Source organism: Bacillus sp. D386, assembly GCF_006346415.1.
The window spans coordinates 579,049-598,131 of sequence record NZ_VEMV01000001.1 but is presented as its reverse complement, the minus strand read 5'-3'; the positions used below and the strand labels follow the sequence as shown (position 1 = coordinate 598,131).

General features: G+C 37.7%; 16 protein-coding genes and 1 riboswitch. Of the genes, 12 read left to right on the top strand and 4 right to left on the bottom strand.

Features of this window, described 5'->3' with window-relative positions:
• Nucleotides 1-110 precede the first annotated feature (110 nt).
• Nucleotides 111-1,175: a lactonase family protein gene (locus FHY45_RS02845; RefSeq protein ID WP_180349916.1), complete on the top strand. Its 1,065-nt coding sequence runs from the start codon at nt 111-113 to the stop codon at nt 1,173-1,175.
• Nucleotides 1,176-1,217: 42 nt separating this feature from the next.
• On the opposite strand, the gene FHY45_RS02840 is transcribed toward FHY45_RS02845, so the two are convergent.
• Complete coding sequence (locus FHY45_RS02840; RefSeq protein ID WP_139891338.1) at nt 1,218-1,397, bottom strand: hypothetical protein; 180 nt, start codon at nt 1,395-1,397, stop codon at nt 1,218-1,220.
• A 134-nt stretch (nt 1,398-1,531) separates the two neighbouring features.
• A complete protein-coding gene (locus tag FHY45_RS02835; protein ID WP_139891337.1) occupies nt 1,532-2,080 on the bottom strand; it encodes a peroxiredoxin family protein in 549 nt (182 codons plus the stop codon).
• Between the two features lie 160 nt (nt 2,081-2,240).
• Here FHY45_RS02835 and gntK point away from each other — a divergent pair, with 160 nt between their 5' ends.
• The 3 genes from gntK to cdr all read left to right on the top strand — a co-directional run bounded on the left by gntK (nt 2,241) and on the right by cdr (nt 7,502).
• Nucleotides 2,241-3,779, top strand: a complete 1,539-nt coding sequence (gntK, locus tag FHY45_RS02830; protein WP_139891336.1) for a gluconokinase — start codon at nt 2,241-2,243, stop codon at nt 3,777-3,779.
• 107 nt (nt 3,780-3,886) lie between these two features.
• Nucleotides 3,887-4,087, top strand: a riboswitch (Lysine riboswitch).
• 132 nt (nt 4,088-4,219) lie between these two features.
• Nucleotides 4,220-5,659 carry an amino acid permease gene (locus tag FHY45_RS02825; RefSeq protein WP_139891335.1) on the top strand — a complete coding sequence of 480 codons (1,440 nt, stop codon included), beginning with the start codon at nt 4,220-4,222 and terminating at the stop codon, nt 5,657-5,659.
• 193 nt (nt 5,660-5,852) lie between these two features.
• Entirely contained in the window at nt 5,853-7,502 is a 1,650-nt protein-coding gene (gene cdr, locus FHY45_RS02820; protein WP_066101056.1) for a CoA-disulfide reductase, read from the top strand.
• Between the two features lie 378 nt (nt 7,503-7,880).
• On the opposite strand, the gene FHY45_RS02815 is transcribed toward cdr, so the two are convergent.
• The gene (locus FHY45_RS02815; protein ID WP_066101053.1) at nt 7,881-9,149 is read right to left on the bottom strand and encodes an MFS transporter; all 1,269 of its coding nucleotides are present in this window, start codon (nt 9,147-9,149) and stop codon (nt 7,881-7,883) included.
• A 152-nt stretch (nt 9,150-9,301) separates the two neighbouring features.
• Here FHY45_RS02815 and FHY45_RS02810 point away from each other — a divergent pair, with 152 nt between their 5' ends.
• The 5 genes from FHY45_RS02810 to FHY45_RS02790 all read left to right on the top strand — a co-directional run bounded on the left by FHY45_RS02810 (nt 9,302) and on the right by FHY45_RS02790 (nt 14,381).
• Entirely contained in the window at nt 9,302-10,507 is a 1,206-nt protein-coding gene (locus tag FHY45_RS02810) for a helix-turn-helix domain-containing protein (protein ID WP_139891334.1), read from the top strand.
• A gap of 522 nt (nt 10,508-11,029) precedes the next feature.
• Complete coding sequence (locus tag FHY45_RS02805; RefSeq protein ID WP_180349915.1) at nt 11,030-12,304, top strand: right-handed parallel beta-helix repeat-containing protein; 1,275 nt, start codon at nt 11,030-11,032, stop codon at nt 12,302-12,304.
• A complete protein-coding gene (locus tag FHY45_RS02800) occupies nt 12,301-12,798 on the top strand; it encodes a nitrous oxide reductase accessory protein NosL (RefSeq protein ID WP_139891332.1) in 498 nt (165 codons plus the stop codon). Before FHY45_RS02805 ends, FHY45_RS02800 begins: the two co-directional genes overlap by 4 nt.
• A gap of 69 nt (nt 12,799-12,867) precedes the next feature.
• The gene (locus FHY45_RS02795) at nt 12,868-13,680 is read left to right on the top strand and encodes an ABC transporter permease (RefSeq protein ID WP_066101040.1); all 813 of its coding nucleotides are present in this window, start codon (nt 12,868-12,870) and stop codon (nt 13,678-13,680) included.
• A complete protein-coding gene (locus FHY45_RS02790) occupies nt 13,677-14,381 on the top strand; it encodes an ABC transporter ATP-binding protein (protein ID WP_066101037.1) in 705 nt (234 codons plus the stop codon). Before FHY45_RS02795 ends, FHY45_RS02790 begins: the two co-directional genes overlap by 4 nt.
• A 110-nt stretch (nt 14,382-14,491) precedes the next feature.
• On the opposite strand, the gene FHY45_RS02785 is transcribed toward FHY45_RS02790, so the two are convergent.
• Nucleotides 14,492-15,532: an AI-2E family transporter gene (locus FHY45_RS02785; RefSeq protein WP_139891331.1), complete on the bottom strand. Its 1,041-nt coding sequence runs from the start codon at nt 15,530-15,532 to the stop codon at nt 14,492-14,494.
• A 224-nt stretch (nt 15,533-15,756) separates the two neighbouring features.
• On the opposite strand from FHY45_RS02785, the gene FHY45_RS02780 reads away from it, so the two are divergent.
• The 3 genes from FHY45_RS02780 to ligD all read left to right on the top strand — a co-directional run bounded on the left by FHY45_RS02780 (nt 15,757) and on the right by ligD (nt 19,083).
• On the top strand, nt 15,757-16,545 hold the full coding sequence (locus FHY45_RS02780; protein WP_139891330.1) for an SDR family oxidoreductase: 789 nt from the start codon (nt 15,757-15,759) through the stop codon (nt 16,543-16,545).
• A gap of 391 nt (nt 16,546-16,936) precedes the next feature.
• Nucleotides 16,937-17,878, top strand: coding sequence for an ATP-dependent DNA ligase (locus FHY45_RS02775; protein ID WP_066101018.1), 942 nt, complete (start codon nt 16,937-16,939; stop codon nt 17,876-17,878).
• A complete protein-coding gene (gene ligD / locus FHY45_RS02770; protein ID WP_139891329.1) occupies nt 17,875-19,083 on the top strand; it encodes a non-homologous end-joining DNA ligase in 1,209 nt (402 codons plus the stop codon). Before FHY45_RS02775 ends, ligD begins: the two co-directional genes overlap by 4 nt.

Genomic DNA, 19,083 nt, shown 5'->3' with positions numbered 1-19,083 from the left:
CTTGAAATATAGGTTGTGGGTTTTTTTTTAAGATTCAATATCTTTAAAAAGGGGAATAGAAATGAAACAGAAACTATTAGTTTATTTAACACGGGATGGGGGCAGTCAAGATGAATGAAATTCAAGGAAATAAGAAAAATGAATGGATGATTTATACCGGATCTTATGCAGAAGAAACAAGTACGGGTATTCATCTATTCAAATTGAACGTGAAAGAAAAAAAACTTGACTTAGTTGAGAAATATACGGGTATTGAAAATCCTTCCTTTCTTGTTATAAATAAAGCTCAGACCCATTTATACGCGGTAAGTGAAGTTGAGTATGGGATGGTTGTCTCTTATGCAATCAATCGGCAATCCGAACAGATTAGAGAGTTAAATCGCAAATCTACGAATGGGATGGCACCTTGCTATGTCAGTCTTAGTGAAAATGAATCTTGTTTATACATTAGTAATTATGGTGGCACGGTAACTAGGATAGAACTACAAGAGGACGGAACACTTGGAGAACATACGACAACAAATGAACATGTTGGATCAGGGGTTTGGGCAGACAGACAGGATGCACCGCATGCTCACTCAATCGTACCGGTACCGAATTCCTCCGTTGTAGTTGCAGCAGATTTAGGTACTGATAAAATTTATGTATACGATGATAAGGATTTTGCCAATTTGGCTAAAATGTCTACTATTCCTGGATCGGGTCCAAGACATTTTGCCTTTCACCCTACATTGCCAATCATGTATGTCATCCAGGAATTAAGCAATACAATCGCAGTATTTGAATTAAATGACCAACATATACCGGATTCTCTTCTAGGGGTGGTTACTACATTGCCGGATGATTACAAAGAGGAAAATACAGCAGCCGATTTGCATATTTCAGAGGATGGCCAATTCTTATATGCCTCAAATAGAGGGCATGACAGTATTGCAACGTACAAAGTGGCAGAATCAGGTATACCGGAAATTATCGCATTTACACATACGGAAGGAAAGGGACCGAGAAATTTCGAGTTAATAGACGAAGAAAAAGTACTCATTGCAGCAAATGAGCAAAGTGATTCATTAGTTTTATTTGAAATTAATAAAGAAGGTATTCCAACCTTTACAGGGAATACGATTTCTCTTTCGAAACCCGTTTGTGTTCAAGCGATTGCAAGAAATCATGAATGATACAAAAATAGCTGGTTTGGATTCTCCCAAACCAGCTGTTATTTAATTGGATTGTTCTTTTAAAGACTGTGTATAAGCCGTAAAGATACCTAATACAATAATAGCCATTCCGCCGTTTAATAGGGAGTATTGCAAATCCCAATGGCCTGCATATAAATTTTTAATAGACAACACGCTGATTAACACAAGCATTAATGTAATTAAAATATTGTATGCTTTCATTCGTGAATCAACACCCCTTGATTTGTAATTGATTTTTTTCATAGATTTTATTTTACTATGGTTTAGGTATAAAATAAAAAAGTATAATTTTGTCTTTTTTGTTATTTTTTATTGGGTATACTTTGGGTCGCTCCTCAATCAATTGTTTCCATCAGATTTTTTATCGTTTCTTTTTGCAAGGGTCCGATTATTCGCTTTTGTATGATACCGTTGGAGTCAATGAAATAACTGGTTGGGATTGTTATAATTTTATATAATCCTGCAATAGTTCCTGTTTGGTCCAGTAATACAGGATACCTGATCTTATACATATCTTGAAATGCTTGTATGATTTGCTTGTTTTTTTCTGAATAGGTCATATTCACGCTTAATACAGTAATCTTCTCCATACTATGTTCACCATAAAATTCATTGAGGTCTGGTATCTCTTTTTTGCAGGGAGGGCACCAGCTTGCCCAAAAGTTTAATAAAACTTTTTGACCGCGATAATCAGATAATTTTATGCTTTTTCCGTCCTGAGTTTTTAATTCGAAATCAGGTGCAGATTGACCTTCTTTAATTCCTGTTTGAGTCAAAACAGGTATAGTTTCCTCTGTAATAGACTCTTTTTGTGTCTGCGTGTAAATAAATAGAAATATGAATAAAAAGAATGGAGCAAGAATGGCAATTGTTTTATTCTTCAATTTGGATGAGGCCTCCTGATGTCGTTTTTATTTAGTAGAAAGTATTTGCCAGTCGTGAAAAAATTAATCAATGGGCATCAAATTGTGTTAAGTTGTTTATAAAAATATGAATAAAGGTAAGAATCTAGTATTGAGCTTTTAGGGAAGTGAGGGAAGATAGATGTTTTATATAGGAGTTGATATAGGAACCACGAGTACAAAGGCTGTATTATTTTCGGGAGACGCATCTGTGCTCAGCACCTATCATGTAGAGTACCCATTATATAGCCCGACTCCACTTACAGCAGAGCAGAAGCCTGATGAGATCTTTCATGCTGTACTTAATGCAATAAGAGGAGTAATGGTCCAAAGCCAAATAAATCCTGATGAACTGTCGTTAGTATCCTTTAGCTCGGCTATGCACAGCGTAATTGCGGTTGAGGAAAATGGAAATCCATTAACTCAATGCATTACATGGGCTGACAGCCGTTCAAAGAAGTGGTCCGACTATATTAAAAATGAGAGGAATGGACAAGAAATTTATCGGAGAACTGGAACGCCAATCCATCCAATGTCTCCTCTTACAAAAATCACCTGGTTGATGAATGATTATCCCGAATTAGCGGGTAGGACATATAAATTCATTTCCATTAAAGAATATGTTTTTTATAAATTATTTGGGCAATATGTGATTGATTATTCGGTTGCCTCAGCAACAGGAATGTTTCATCTTAAAAATTTAGAATGGGATTCTGAGGCATTGGCAATCGCGGGTATTACAGAGACCCATTTGTCTAAACCAGTACCAACTACATATTATTTATCTGGCATGGACTCCGCCTATGCTGCGGATATGGGGCTGTTGCCGGATACTCCATTTGTAATAGGAGCCAGTGATGGCGTTCTCTCCAATCTGGGTGTCAATGCGATTGATCCAGGGATTGTAGCAGTCACGATTGGAACGAGCGGAGCCATTCGTACGGTAACAGATAGGCCGATTACGGATGAAAAGGGCCGAATTTTTTGTTATGCATTGACGGATAAGCATTGGGTGATTGGCGGACCAGTTAATAATGGAGGTATGACTTTTAGATGGCTAAGAGATGAGCTGGCTTCAGCGGAAGTAGAAACAGCTAAACGCCTCGGAATTGACTCATATGAAGTACTCACCAAGATAGCATCAAAAGTAGCGCCGGGGGCAGATGGACTACTATTCCACCCATATTTAGCTGGAGAGAGAGCGCCCATTTGGAACCCTGATGCCAGAGGATCGTTCTTTGGCTTGGGACTTCATCATAAAAAGGAACATATGGTCAGAGCGGTGCTTGAAGGAGTCATTTTTAATCTCTATACAGTCTTATTAGCTTTGCAGGAATTGATAGGTGTGCCAAGTAAAATCAGGGCAACGGGGGGATTTGCGCGCTCAGAGTTATGGAGGCAAATGCTTGCGGATATTTTTAATCAGGAAGTAGATGTGCCAGAAAGCTTTGAAAGCTCTTGTTTAGGAGCAGTTGTACTCGGCAGATATGCACTCGGTGAAATTGAAGACCTATCCGTTGTATCAAATTATGTGGGAACTACACATGTCCATACGCCGGTTAAAGCAAATGTAGAAAGATACGAGGAATTACTGCCAATTTACATCAATATATACAGAAAATTGGAGACTGAATATAGCAGTATAGCAGCTTTCCAAAACAAATGGATTAATCATAAATAAGTTGATTTGAAAATAACATTGTCGAATAATATTGACAGCATTCGCGTTTTCACTGTATCCTTTATACAGGAATAATTTAATTTAATACAAATCCTCATCGGACTAAAAGATGAGGTAGAGGTCGCAGATTTTATTAGTAAACTAAAAAGAGAGCCGGAAAGCTTGCTGACTTTAGTTGAAAGGAAAATCTGCCGAAGCGCTCTTTTTTTCCGAAGAGAGCAGCTGGGACTGTATCCGAATAGGTGCAGGACTGTCATGGAATATATACATCGCGATATGTATATAGACCATGGAGAACTATCCATTTATTGTCTGGTGTGGCTAATCATAAAATGTTGCACACCTTAACAATAAGGTGTGTTTTTTATTTAGTTTATTTACACAGAAATGGATAATTCAAAAATAGAGAGTAACATGACAGCTTTGGAAGGGGAATTATCGTGCACAATAAGAAGCAACTGGGTTTTTGGATTTTAACGGCATTTGTAGTCGGCAATATGGTTGGGTCTGGTATTTTTATGTTGCCGCGTACGCTGGCAGAAGTAGCTAGTCCTGCCGGAGTAATTATGGCATGGGGATTAACAGGATTGGGTGTACTAACTATTGCGCTGGTTTTTGGGAATCTGGCTGTTCGTAAGCCACATTTAACAGGTGGCCCTCAGATTTATGCTAAGGAATTGTTCAAGGAAAATTCTTTAGCCTCAAGATTATCCGGGTTTATGTCTACATGGGGATACTGGATTGGTAATTTTGCAGGTAATATTGCCATCATTACTACGTTTGCAGGGTATTTATCTACCTTCTTCCCAAGTTTGACCAGTACGGCTGAATTGTTCAGTATAGGGGATTTTAGTCTAAAAGTTGGCAATGCTTTAACATTCCTTGTCTGCACAATCATGCTCTGGGGCGTTCATTTCTTTATTATGCGAGGCATAGAGAATGCTGGTAAATTAAACTTTGTTGCGACTGCGGCAAAAGTACTTGGATTTGGATTATTCATAGTAATTGGGCTATTTGCCTTTGAACAATCTAATATTGTACCGTTTGCGGAAACTCGTATAATTGATGGTGAGAGTCGGGGATTACTCAGCCAGGTAAATTTTGCTGCCGTCTCAACCTTATGGGCTTTTGTAGGGGTTGAATCCGCTGTTGTATTCGCATCAAGGGCGAAGAGAAAGGCAGATGTAAAGAGAGCGACCATTTTAGGGCTATTGATTGCCCTGGCTATCTATATGGGAATCAGTACACTTGTTATGGGATTATTAACACAGGATGCACTTATCCATTCAGAAAAACCATTAATCGATGCAATTGAAACGGTGCTGGGACCTGTTGGTGGGAAAGCATTGGCGGTCATTGGATTGATCAGTTTATTTGGTTCAACAATTGGCTGGATCTTGTTAAGCGCTGAAATCCCGTATCAGGCAGCAAAACAAGGTTTATTTATCCCTAAGTTTTTACAGGTCAATAAGCGTGGGATTCCTAATTTCTCTATGATTGTTTCAAATGGTTTAGGTCAATTATTTATTTTCTCAACTATTTCAAATTCAATTGCTCATGCATTTGACTTTATTATTTATATCGCGACACTTTCTTATTTAGTGCCATATTTAATTTCCTCCTCATTCCAACTGAAATTAGTTTGGACTGGCGAGACATATAAATCTGATGAAATGCGTTCACGAATTATTGATGGTACCATAGCCATATTGGCGACGGCATATTCCATTTGGGTGATCATCAAAGGAACGGCTGATTTAAAAACATTTATTTTCGGTGTTATCCTTCTGGCAAGCGGAATCCTATTCTATCGTTTACTGCCTAAAAATATGGAGGAAGTTAAACAACACGAGAACTATTATTTGAAAAAATCTTTTTAACTGTAATAAGAAGCAAACCCATTGTTAAAAGTGGGTTTGCTTTTTTTGGGTATTATTTAAAAGTAAAACGGTGTTATGAAAACTGTTATCGGGAGCAATGATAGAGTGTAATCATGTGAGTTTGATAAATTGACATACCCAATAGGGTATATTACGATTAGACTAATCGATGAACTAATGGAGGTCTATTAAAATGAAGATTTTAATTGTTGGCGGTGTGGCAGGCGGAGCATCTGCTGCGGCAAGACTGCGCCGTCTAAGCGAAAAAGATGAAATCATCATGTTTGAAAAAGGTGAATATATTTCATTTGCGAATTGTGGTCTTCCATATTATATAGGAGAAGTTATCCAAAACCGTAATAAACTGCTTGTTCAAACAGTTGAAGGAATGGGGCAACGCTATAATTTAGATATACGTAATTGGACAGAAATTATCAAAATCAATCGGGAGCAGAAGACTGTCATAGCCAGAAAAGCAATGACAGGCGAGGAATATGAGGAATCCTACGATGTGCTAATCCTATCTCCGGGTTCAAAACCGGTTAGGCCAGCCATTCCGGGAATCGATGAGGCTAAATCTGTTTATACGCTTCGGAATGTTCCTGATACGGACCGTATCAAAGAAAAGGTAGATCAGGATAAACCTGAGAAGGCTGTTATCATTGGCGGCGGGTTTATTGGGATTGAAATGGCTGAAAATTTACGGGAGCGCGGCATAGATGTAACAGTTATTGAGATGGGAAATCAGGTGATGGCGCCAATTGATTTGGAGATGGCTCAAATGGTCCACACACATTTGCGGGACAATGGAGTTCATTTAATACTTGAGGATGGTGTATCATCTTTTGAAAAGAATGGTCGTATCATTCGCTTGAAAAGCGGCAAAGAAGTAGAAACGGATATGATACTTTTAGCGATTGGTGTTCAACCTGAAAGTACCATTGCGAAAGATGCCGGCCTCGAGCTTGGGGTTCGGAATGCGATAAAAGTCAATGAGCATCTGCAAACATCAGACCCATCTATTTATGCGGTCGGTGATGTCATTGAAGTAAAGGATTATATTAACGGAACGGATACTTATGTGCCGCTCGCTTGGCCTGCCAATCGTCAAGGGCGTTTAGTAGCGGATCATATTCACGGGAAAGAAAGTGTTTATAACGGTACATTGGGCACTTCCATAGCCAAGGTGTTTGAATTGACCGTTGCTTCAACAGGAAGCAATGAAAAGATGCTGAAGCGTTTAGGTATACCATATGAGGTTGTTCATGTTGCACCAAGCAGCCATGCTGGCTATTATCCAGGTGCTTCCCAATTGCATTTGAAACTGATCTTCGATAAGGAAACGGGGAAAATATACGGAGCGCAGGCAGTTGGAAAGGATGGGGTAGATAAACGTATTGATGTTATCGCGACAGCTATCAAAGGTGGCTTAACTGTATTGGATCTTCCGGATATCGAGATTGCCTATGCTCCTCCATATTCCTCAGCTAAAGATCCTGTAAATATGGCTGGTTACGCAGCAACCAATATTATTGAGGGAATGGTCAGCACAGTGCAATGGCATGAAATTGATGAGATTGTGGAAAACGGAGGTTATTTAATTGATGTCCGCTCACCTGCTGAGGTTGCTAAAGGAGCAATTGCCGGCTCGGTCAATATTCCTGTTGATGAACTGAGAGAGCGATTATCAGAGATACCGACTGATAAAGATTTATATCTTACATGCCAGGTAGGTATGAGGGGTTACTTAGCTACCAGAATACTTGAAGGAAACGGCATTAAAGTTAAGAACCTTGATGGCGGATATAATTTGTATTCTAAGGCATTTCCTAAAGAAAAATAATAGTAAATGAGAGTTGGAGCTCCCTTTATGCGATAGTTTAGATTATCGCATAAAGGGGCTTTTTTGAATTGCTGAGACGGTTTGTGTCATGCTTGATTTAGAGCTTGGCTGGATTCAAGGGGCGATCGGCCGGATTCAAGCTCAGATTGGCTGGATTCGAAGAGGAATCGGCTGTATTAAAGCAGTGAATCAGCCGGAATCTAGCCCGATTCGGCTCGAATCGAAGTCGATACAGACAGTAACCAGCTAGAAATTCAATCAGAATCAATTCATTATAGAGGAATCTGCAAGATACGCCTATAATCGAGTAAAAACAATTAGGGGAGTATAAAAATGCCCGGCTGGATATAACCCAAGCCGGGCGATACTTCTTTATCATTAACTTGCCAATTCAGATTCCTTTGGTTCTTTTACTTTTGACATGGCAAGAAAGCTAATTAAGAGCAGTGAAAATCCAGTGATGAGAGGTATATAAAAAGCTGGTATGTAGTCAAGCAAGACACCGAAAAGAATCATCCCAAGCGGTGAGATTGCAGATGCAATCGTTTCAACTAATCCGAAAATACGACCAAGATAGTGGCTCGGGGTTGTACGCTGTATTAATACATGAATAGGAATATTTACAACCATGACGATGGAACCTATCATTCCAAGGACGATGATGTAGTAACTGACATTGGCAATCACAGAAGTCATTTGGAGCATAGGAGGCAAGCCAATCATAATGACAAGTATTGCTAAACCAATTAAGCCCAATCTAATTTTCTTTAATTTATCTTTCATTTCAGGACGTTGTGAAATGATCAATGATGTGATAAGTGCTCCAACAGATACCATCGAAGCAGCAATTCCGTATGATTGAGAAGAAAAATTCAGTGATGTGTTCAGGATGTAGGGGATTGCAACATTTATACCCGCAAAGAAGAAGTTAATCCAAAGTGATACTTTGAGCAGGGAGAATAAAAAATCGTTTTCTTTTAAATAGGAGAAGCCTTCAGCCAAACTCTTCATGAATTGCGTCTTTTCCTGTTGTGCCGCTTTCTCAGTGTACAGGTTGAAAATAATAAATAATTCAATTATACCGGCAAGTATAAAGGTGATTCCAGTTAGCAGAATGATTTCCTCAATTGCTAAGAACCCGTATAAAATACCAGCTATGATTGGACCGAGTATACCGGCAAGCGATGATGCGGATTGATTTAAAGAGCCAGCCTTTTGTATAGATTTATCCCCAGCCATTGAGGGAATGGTTGAAGATGCAGTCACAGAAAAGAAAGTAGAAAAAATCCCTAGCAGTACTTCTGATGTATATAACAATGCAAGTGAGAGCCCCGAAAAGTGAGAATAGGCAATCATAAAAAACATGAGTATTCCGCTAAGAATTTCCGTCAATATAATGATTGTTTTGCGGTTAAAGCGATCTGCAAGGGTTCCGGCAATTGGTCCAAAAATAATTCTGGGAACAGAGGCAAACACAAGAGCAAGTGCAAAACTTGTACCCGAACCGGTAATTTTTAAAATGTATAATCCGATGGCGAATGAATAGATGCTTGCACCAAATAATGAAATAAATTTTCCAATAAAAAACAATAAAATATTCCTTGCGCTTAATCTCTCTTGTTCTGCTTCGGTATAACGTACACTCATGGGCTTTTCTCCTTTAGTTTAAAAGTTTAATGTCATTAAACTTATTATATAAATACTAATTTTTGGAAGTCAACAAAAAGTTTAAAATAATTAAACTTTAATTTGTGGATCAGAATTATTTACCGTATACTTTCCATAAGGAGGGGATAACCATGCTGGGCAATAAAATTAAAACGTTACGGAAAGCTTTAGGGATGACCCAATCCGAGTTGGCTGGAAATCGATTGACAAAAGGAATGCTGAGCCAAATTGAAAACAGTAAAGCAACCCCATCGATGAGCACACTTGAATATCTTGCTCAACAGCTTGGTTGTGAACCTAGTGATCTTCTGAATGAGAAAGAGGATTATCTACCTTTATTAAATGAGATAAAGAATGATAAAAAACAAGAGAATTATTCAGCTATTTACGATAAATTATCCCATGTGGTTTCTGAAAATATGCCTCAGGGAGTAATGGAGGCGAAGTTATACAGCCTTTATGCGGAAGCAGGCCTTTATTTAGATAAACCAAACATGAAGAAATATATCGAATTGGCAGCCTCCTATTTTAAGATGAATTCTTTATTCTTAGACAGTGCTGAAACATTATGGATTTATCATCAGTATCGTTTGTCTCATGGAAATTGGGATGAATCTTTATCCATTTTGAGTGAAATTAGAAAATTCTACTCTGGTAATGGACTTGAAGAAAATACGGTATTTCAATTAAAGCTTTTATTGGATGAAGGAATCGTCTTATTAGCGTTGGAAGAATATAAAGAATCCCATACAAGAATGCAGGAAGCCATCGCATTGTCCAAAGAGACGAATGTCTATTATCGTATGGATGATATATACAGGATTGCTTCCAATTATCCGCTTGTGATGAAGGATGATAAGGAGTTTCTTAGATTAATCAGTAAATCTCGTCAATATGCGATTTTTTCGGAAAATAAGATTGCATTGATGATGTTTCCACTTTTATATGCGGTTTATCATAATGAAATAACAAAAGACTACAAAAAAGCTATTCACTACCTAGAAGAATTTGCGATAAATCCGGAAAAGATAGACGAACTTTATTATCTGGAATATGGGAGAGCACTATATGGTCTGGGAGAAATTGATCGAGCTTTGGAAAATCTGCTTAAATGTCATCTATCCGGTGCGTTGGTGCATCCAATCGATGTAGGAATGGTACAGTCTGCAGGAATCTATATTGCTCTTTGTTTAAATCAACAGGGCCACAAGGATGAAGCCCTGGAGCAAATTAACAAAACATGTGATTTAATAAAGAATATGCCGAAATCTATTTATTATAAAAGGGCTGTTGAGGTTAAAGAAACATTGCTAAATGATAATGGAACTGTACATTGAAATTATGTGTGGCTGTTCATTCAGTTCCTTTATCCATTTGTTTCAAAGATTTAGGTTAACGTTTGTAAACGCTTCACCTAAATATACAATGTCGTTAGGACACAGTGGTGATAATAATGTTGACAGATGGTAGTGGGCTTTTATTTTATATTCCAATCCATTCATATCTGGCATTCAAATGTCTATTAAGATTTTCGGTTAGTTTACTTACCCTATTCGGTCATTGCTTCGCAAGAACTCTTCCTATCCCTCTAATATCTCCCTGGTTACTTCCCCTGCACAAGAATAATCTTCTGCAATAATAGTTGCCTGTAAATTTAACCTATTAAACTTCTATGCTGAAACATATAAAATTCTCCATAAAATAGCTCCTAATACAATATGATGATGGGCTTGATACCTTTATGCTGGAAAATATAATTATTTTTCAAGTAAAATAATTATATAAATTATAATGAATATGATCATACCATCAACTGCTTAAAGTGGAGCAAACGATTGATAGAAAAAGGTGGGTTAATGATGAAAAGGTTACGCATCTTTTTAGTGTTTGTAGCGTTATTGATTATATATGAACCGAGTAGTTTCGCAGAATCAACTCTGCAGCAGCAAATTGACCAAACGCCCATTGGAGGAACATTGATTGTTAAAAGCGGTACCTATGAAGATCCGGTTTCCATTAATAAGCCAATGACCATTAAAGGAACAGAAAATACAGTGCTGAGTTATACAGGAGAGGGATCCTTTATAAACATTTCTGGTGAGGGTGTACAAATATCAAATATTGAAATAGAGGCAACACGCCTACCAATTGAGGAATCTGCAATTGTGCTGGCTGGAAATTATCATAAACTTAACAATCTCACAATCAAGTCAGCTGGGACTGGTATTAAACTGGATAAGGCGAATCATGTAAGTGTGCTAGAAAGTTCATTTACAGGGACATCTGAAGGCCATGCTATTAATCTGTGGGAGTCAAATTACAACACGTTCGGTAAAAATTCAATACGGAATGTTCAGGATGGATTTTATGTAGAATACAGCCACCATAATACATTTAAAAATAATAAAATTTGGGATGCCCATTATGGGGTGCATTTAATGTATTCCAATTCCTGTTTGATTGAAGAAAATGAATCATTCAATAACTTTACCGGCGCCATGATTATGGGGGCTGAAGATGCAATGGTACGTAAGAATACATTCACCGAAAATAATGAAAATGTGAATTCTCAGGGTTTGTTACTATATGACTCTAGGAATGTTACGGTTGAAACAAATGAGATTCACAATAACCGGATTGGCATATTTATTGAAAAGGCCAATGTGAATACCGTTAAGGATAACAGGCTGCAATCAAATTTTGTAGGTATTCAGTTTAAAGAATCAGAGAATAATCGAATCTATCAAAATGATTTTCTGGGTAATGTAAATGACGCTCAGGCTATTGAAAGTGAAGGGAATCAATTGGATGGGAACTACTGGGACGCATCAGCGAAAATAGATTCAGACGGAGATGGTATAAGTAATTTAATCTACCGAGCCGATCCTTATTTTCTGGCTTTGACAGAGGAAGTTCCTGAGTATCAACTCTTTTTTCAGGCACCGGGCATGACAATTCTGCAAAAAATGCTGAAAAGTACCGATGAAGAGCTATTAACGGACTCAGGTCCCTTAATGGACCCTATCCAATCAAACAATCAAAACAATCAAGCTGATCTGCCAGTATGGATAGTCAGCGGATTATTGTATATAGGCAGTTTATTTCTATTCATAAAAGGGAGGAAACAACGATGAAACAATCATTATGGAAAATTGCGTTAATCGGAATTGCAGTTATGCTTATGTCTGCTTGCGGTAATGAATCGACTGAGCCAGTGGAAATTGATTCGAAGACTGACACATGCGCAAACTGTAATATGTCGGTTGCGGATAATCAGCATGCAACAGAAATTATCTTAACTGATGGTAAAACATTTGTTTTTGATGATATCGGTTGCATGTTTAATTGGACAGATGAAAACGAGAATAAGGAAATTGAGAAGACCTTTGTACGTGATTATCATTCTAAAGAATGGATAGAAGTTGAAAAATCCTATTTCGTATATGGAGAAGAAATCAAGACGCCAATGTCATACAATGTAATTTCTTTTGAAGACCAATCAAGTGCTGAAGAATTTGCTGAAGAATCAGGGGGAAGTTTATTATCCTATGAAGATTTACAAAAACATGATTGGAAACAGCATAAAGAGATGAATCATAAGGAAACGGACAGTCATAGCCATAGTTAACAGGTGAAAAAAACAAGGCAGCCGGCATGGTTGCCTTTTATTTAGATGTCGTCACGGGAGGTAAGAAGAATGTGGAACATATGGAGCTCTGAATGGAGAATGACATCACGGGGCCGTTCGTATTATTCAATCGCCATTCTATGGATTGTTGTCATTTCTCTTTTATTGGCATTGGAGCGGACAAATGGAGCAATCTCAGGATATACAAATATTACGGGAACAGTCGTTAATATTATGTTATATATATTGCCATTATTTATGTTGATTTTTGGCTCTTTTTCAATAGCTAATGAAATGGAAAATGGCCAATGGAGATTATTATGTACGTATCCATTAGATATCGTCTCCTACTTCTTTGGTAAACTTGGAGGCCAGTTTACTGCCCAGGCAGTGTGTTTTTCACTGGCGTATTGGTTGAGTATGGTAATTGGGTTGCTGACTGGGATTGATATTTCGTTAACTTGGATGCTTGTGCTTTTTCTATTTAGTATGCTGTTAATCTTGTTTTTCCTGACACTTGGCCTTTTTATAGGATCATTTGTAAGCACGAAATGGCAGGCACTTACTCTATCTGTTGCAGTCTGGTTTCTTCTTATTATGATATGGCCGACTGCGTTAATTGCTATTTTAGGTGCTTTACCTTATTCAATGATAGGAGTGCTTATGAAAATTGCGATGATCATAAATCCAGCAGAATTCTTACGCTTTTTCTTGGTGATTAGATTGGACGGCGGTTCTATCTTCGGCCAAGCCTATGATGGATTGGTTCCGCTATTTAATGAAGGAATTGTATGGGGTGTACTATTCTTATATGCGTTTGTATTTATTGCTGCGTTAGGCTTTATTGCAATTTGGTATTTAAAAAGGAGAAGAGCACAATGACAGGGTTAGAAGTGACTGATATCTCAAAACACTATAAAACCAATACAGCGTTGCAGCCATTTTCGTTGGCAGTGAAGGAAGGGCAATGTGTTTCTTTATGCGGAGGGAATGGTGCTGGAAAAAGTACTATCCTGAATATTTTGGCCAGTATCTCTTCCCCCTCAGCCGGAACCGTTCTGTTGGATGGGGTCAATATGACTGCACAAAATAAAGAATATGTATCATTGATCGGTTATATGCCTGATGAATTTTATGCTCAGGGCGACATGAATGTGGGAGAGTTTATGTCTTTTTATGCAGCTATCCGAGAGATTTCCAATGAACGAGTGAGAGAGGTGATTGATCGTTTGGGATTAACCGACAAGCGGAAAGAGCTCGTAAAAAATCTTTCTAAAGGAATGAGACAAAGGTTGTTATTCGGCCAATCGATTTTAGCTGAACCAAGACTTTTAATTATGGACGAGCCGACCAATGGGCTCGATCCTTACTGGATTAATGAATTTATAGAAATGATTAAAAAGCTTAAAGAAGCAGGCACGATTACGATTTTCTCTACTCATATGATGGATGTTGCCGCAGAACTTGCCGACCGGGTGTTATTCATTGAAAAGGGGCAGCTGGCTCAATCACTTGAAAATGATTTTTCTGATATTGATGGTTTTACGAAAGAGCTATCAACCTTGTACAGACAACGAATATAAAAGGGTGGACTGCAGCCGTGCTCTGTAAGACGTACGGTTGAATTATATTTAAGAATAACAATAGGCATGAGTTCGAAAGATTCCGAAACTCATGCCTATTTTACGATCCATTATATATTCTTAGGTTCAGTCACTTCAGCATCTGGAACATCAAGCATATTTAATAAGAAGATAAAAATAGGAATACCTAAAATCAAGCCCCATATTCCAAGGAAATGTTCACCGAACACCAATACCAGGAATGTGAAAAACGTAGGTAAATGAGTTTTGGCCGACATGAATTTAGGATTTAGTACATAACTTTCCAAAGCATGTATGGCTGCTATTAGAATAACTACATACAGTACATGCATTCCTCCACCTATACTATAGGCAATTGTACAAAGAGGAATTAAGGAAATAATAACGCCCGCAACAGGAATAAGTCCCAGTAGGAAAATCATAAATGCGAGTCCCAATAGCTGTGGAAACCCTAAGAAATAAAGAATAATAATCGATAATATAGCATTAACAAATGCAATTAAAAATTGAACTTCGATAACCTTACCAAATGAATTTACAAATATATTACCTAAATACTCTAATTCAGTGAATAAAACTCCCAGTTTGCTTTTCTTGAATGAACCGGTAAATCGTTTGATTTTTTCCTTTTCCAAAAGAAAGAATAAACTTAGCAGCAAAGCTAAAAATAACTGCAGGCTTAATTTACCGATATTTGCAGCATAACTGTACAGCGCCATTGCATTTTCCTCAATTTCAGAAGGTGATACAAACTTCTGCATTGCACTGATCACAACATCAATTGCTGTGTTATCAGGCGGGTGCTTGTAAAAATCTATAATTACTTTTACAAGGTCGGTTATTTGCATGGTAATGACAGGTATGTATTTATAAATAATCATAACCAAAGAGGAAATTATGATTGTGTAGAGCAGGATAATTATTATTTGTGGCTTGACTCGTATTGGACTGATTTTGGATATGGACGATGAAATGATTCTCTCCAAACCGCCCATTAAGAAAATAAAAATAAAAGTGAATAGAACTAAATTCATCATACCTCTAAGGGCATAGAAAATCCCTATCAAAAATAAGATGGTAAGAAAACGGACGAACCCTCTGCTTTTTATAAATTGGTTGAGTGAAAACATAAACCTGTTGTTTCTCCTTTCGGCAGCACCGCATGCTTGATATGTTAATTATATCTGTTAGTAGTACGGTTTATAAGAGGGTTTGGAAATAATTTTTTAAAAATTGGTGGAATATAGGAAATGTTCTATGAATATATGTATAAACTGTTCAGGCATACGTTTCAATATTGTACTTATTGGATAAATAAGTAGATAAATAGAAATGTGCATGGGAGATGAAACGTATGGCGTTATCTGAAAAATCAAAGGGTAAAGTTGCAATCGTAACTGGTGGAGGTTCTGGGATTGGCGCAGCCACAGCTAAGAAGTTTGCGGACAATGGCATTCGTGTCTGTATTATGGACATAAATATTGATAATGCAGAGAAAATAAAGGAAGAAATCACAAATGCAGGAGGAGAAGCCTGTGTTTATGAGGTTGATATCCGTGATGAAGCTCAAATTCGTGAAGGAATTTCACAGGTCATGAATAAGTGGGAAAGGCTTGATATTCTGTTCAGTAACGCTGGTATAAACGGGACCTTGTCTTCTATTGAAGAATTTGAAATTTCGGACTGGAATGAAGTGATTGAAACGAACCTTAGAAGCACATTCTTGTTTGTTAAATATTGCATTCCTCATATGAAAGAGCAAGGTGGCAGCATCATAATCACAAGCTCAATCAATGGAAATAGACGGTTCGCTGGCTTTGGTATGGCAGCCTATAGTACTTCGAAGGCCGGTCAAATTGGATTTATGAAAATGGCGGCCTTAGAGTTGGCCAGATATAAAATCCGAGTTAATGCCATTTGTCCTGGTGCAATTGAAACAAATATAGATAGCAGCACAACTAAGTCTGAAAGTTTAAAGGAAATCGAAATACCTATCGAATATCCTGAAGGAATGCAGCCATTGGCAGATGGACCAGGATCAGCTGAACAGGTAGCAAATTTGGTTTACTTCCTTGCATCTGACGAGTCAAGTCATGTTTCCGGTACCGAAATATATGTCGATGGAACTGAATCATTACTGTAAGTGAGTTTTTTGTATCTTAGTTAACATCTAGTAAGTAAGATAGGGGCATTTGATAAAACATCCTGTAATTATAGTATTAATCATTTAATAGATAGCACTCAAAAGGTAGCCAAGGCAATGGCTATCTTTTTTGTATCTTTAGCAAGGATTTCTTTTAAACACCGTAATGGATCATATGTTTTGTCTCTTCAGATGCCTCCAAAATTTTTGAAGCCAAGTTACTTAGTTCGTTGGAGGTTTTATAATCCTCTAATGATACTACTGCCTCATAAAATAATGACAACGATTCCGGCGGAATTCATTCACTCGCTGACATATTCTTTGTTTTTATTCCCATACTATAAATATGAAATGTCGAATGCTGTTGCACTATTAGATGGAAGGTGAAAATATGGACCCTATAAAACCCTTTGAGCCGATTTCCGCTGAAGTTATACCAATAGGGGAGGAATGGATCTTCCAGGTTAAATGGGATGGTGTGCGGATGTTAGTTTACAAAATAGATGATGAAGTAGAGCTGGTTAATCGTAATTTAAATAATAGAACAAAGCAATATCCGGAGTTTACGGATTTAGGCAGCTATTGTTCTGCATCCTCTGTAATTTTGGATGGCGAAATTATCGCTATGCAAGATGGAAAGCCATCTTTTCATGAGGTAATGAAGCGGGACCGGATGAACCGATCAGAATTGATTCATCTTTCCATAAAGGAACGACCTGTCATCTATATGATTTTTGATATTCTTTACCTGGATGGAAAATGGGTTATTGATGACGAACTTGCAGAACGTCAAAGATTATTGTCATCTATAATTACGCCAACAGAGAATGTACAGGTTGTAGAAAGCTTTTCGAATGGAGAGGCATTATACGAGGCCATCAAGGAGCAGGGATTAGAGGGTATCGTTGCAAAGGATTTGCGTAAACCCTATAGCTTGAATGGGAAAGACGGTCGGTGGCAGAAGGTGAAATTTTATAAAGACCTCATTGCTATAGTTGGGGGATATGTGACAAAGGGGAGTGAACTGCAATCCTTAGTACTGGGATTGTATGACTCCTCGGGAGGACTCAAGTATATTGGTCGTGCAGGAAAAGGACGCTATAAGCTGGATGAGTGGAAGGTGATTAAAGAATTTATGGAAAAAGCCTTACAAACTGAAAATCCTTTCACCTCAAAAGTGGGAAATACAAAGCAGTATCACTGGATACAACCCATTTATACAGTGAAGGTCTCTTATCTGGAATGGACAGAATCTATGACATTAAGGCAGCCTTTATTAGAATCATTTGTCGACCGTAATCCAAAGGAATGTTTATTGGAGCTTGAGATATGAGATATACAGGTCTATGTTTTTTAACTAAATATGATAGTGAAAATAAAGTCTGTACAGTGGCAGTTCTTCATGAAGAAAAAATCATTGAGGTTGCTGAAGTAAAAGAAGCATTTACTGATGAAGAGCGCGAGGCAATTTTAGGTATTTTACATCAAACTGGGAAAGCACAGCAAAACCAAATTTATAAGGTCCCTCCTGGTATTTGCATTCAAGTGGCATACAAGGCAGTAACAAATTATAAATTAAATTCTCCGGTCTATATAAGCCTGGCGGTGACTGAGAATTGGACAGCCTGTACATGGACGAAATTAGTACTGTCCCAATATGAACAGGTAGCCATTACGAATCCAGGGAAAATCATCTGGACAGAGCAATCAGTGACCAAAGAAATGTATTTGGAATACCTTCTTACTGTCGCAGACTTTATGCTGCCCTTTTTAAAGGACAGGCACTTAACAGTTAAAAGATATCCAGAAGGTGTCGATTCTCAGGGATTCTATCAAAAAGCAACACCTGACTATGCACCTGATTTTGTAAAAACGGATATGAACCATGATATTAACTATACCGTATGTAATAATATCGAAACTCTTTTATGGCTCGGGAATCAGGCAGCCATTGAATTTCATATTCCCTTTAATGATATTAAAAAACAAAATCCGGCAGAAATCGTGTTTGATCTTGATCCACCTGAACTAGGCGATTTACGCTTGGCTGTAAAAGCTGCACTGGAAATGAAACAAATACTCGATCAATTTCAGTTAACGGCTTTCGTGAAGTTATCAGGCAGAAAGGGGATTCAAATTCATCTTCCATTGAAGGGAGCTACAATCAGTTATGCGGAAACACGTATATTTACCGAATTCATTGCTCTCTATCTAATTAATCGTTTTCCGGACAATTTTACAATAGAACGGATGAAAAAAAATAGAGCAAATCGTCTCTATATAGACTATATTCAACATGACAAAGACAAGACGATTATCTGTCCGTATTCACCGAGGGAAACAGCCTTCCCCTCTGTTGCAGCGCCATTGTTTTGGGATGAAGTAAAGAGCGGGTTGCAGACAGAGCATTACTCAATGAAAACTGTTAAGGATAGATTAGTAAAGGGAATGAATCCGTTTGAAAATTACTTTACAGTTGATCAATCGAACCAAATGAAAAAAATCATAGACTTCATTAAAAAAGAACATAAACCATAA